The following is a 1,338-nucleotide window of genomic DNA, read 5'->3' as shown; positions in this document are numbered from 1 at the left end:
GTTTCTATTTCCCCAAGTTCAATTCTTATTCCGCGAATTTTAACCTGCTCGTCTGCCCTGCCTGCAAAATCAAGTGTACCATCGGCAAGCCATTTGGCAAGGTCACCGGTTTTGTACAATACTTTATCATCTGCAGACCTGCAATATGGGTTTGCTATAAAAACCTGTTTTGTTTTCTCATCGTCATTCAGATATCCTTTTCCAACTCCTGCGCCAGAGGTATACAAATCGCCTGTAACACCCTTTGGTACTAAGTTTAGATTTTTATCCAGAATGTAAATGTGCATGTTTTGAATAGGTTTCCCAATAGGTACATAACCCGTCCAGTCTTGCAAACAGCTCTCAAAAATATGATGCGTAATATCATCTGAACATTCTGTAGGGCCATAAACATTTGCCATGGAAACAGATGGATAATATTCGAACCATTTTTTGCAGTATTCAACAGGCAAAGCCTCGCCGTTCATCATTAAATAACGGAATGCTTTTAAATCTGGGAGCACTTGTTCTTTGGACAAAAAGTCTAACAAAATAGAAAAATGTGCCGGAACACTCTCAAATATGGTTATAGAATTGGCAGCAATATGACTCAATAGTTTTTTAGGATTCCACGCATCTTCTCCTGTCAAAATAGTCGTTTTTCCTCCAACTAATAACGCAACGGTAAATTGCCAGATACTGACATCAAAAGTATGGGTGGAAGTTTGGGCAACATTATCTGATGCTGTAATATTAAAATCATTAATCTTTGCCCATAAATGATTTAACATTCCCGAATGTTCCACCATTGCCCCTTTTGGTATTCCGGTAGATCCGGAAGTAAAAATGATGTAGGAAAGTGAATCGCCCAATAAAACAACATCATGATTATCTTTACTGTATTGGTTTATAATACTGTCATCATAAACCAATATCGTAGCGTCTGCCTGCATTTCCTGCGCCTGAGAAACAAAATTTTGTGTCGTAACAACAAAACAATCCTTCACCTGTCCAATGGTACGTTTGTTTTTCTCCAGGGGTACTTCAACATCCAAAGGCGTGAAATAAGCACCGGATTTCCAAACACCCAGCATACAAACCAAATAATCTATTCCTCTTTCCAGATAGAAAAAAACATGAGTATTTACCGTAACTCCGCTTTCTGTTAAATAGCCTGCTAACTGGTTTGATTTTTCGTTTAGTTCCTTATAGGTTAAAGACGCTCCTTCAAACACAACGGCAATATTATCAGGGGTTTTACATACCTGATTCTCAAACAAGTCAATTACACTTTTATCTTTTGGATAATAAACTGACGTATCATTAAATTCAAATAATAACTGCTCTTTTTCTTCTGTA

Annotated in this window: 1 protein-coding gene; it reads right to left on the bottom strand. The window is 37.4% G+C overall.

Annotation, left to right across the window (positions count from 1 at the left end):
* Window positions 1-1,338 (bottom strand): amino acid adenylation domain-containing protein (locus tag BXU01_RS23430; RefSeq protein ID WP_123774184.1); only part of this gene is annotated, 1,338 nt, incomplete at both ends.

This window comes from [Flexibacter] sp. ATCC 35103 (genome assembly GCF_001975985.1).
Lineage (GTDB): Bacteria > Bacteroidota > Bacteroidia > Flavobacteriales > Flavobacteriaceae > Flavobacterium.
The sequence above is the reverse complement of the archived record's forward strand: the minus strand, read 5'-3'. Positions and strand labels throughout refer to the sequence as shown.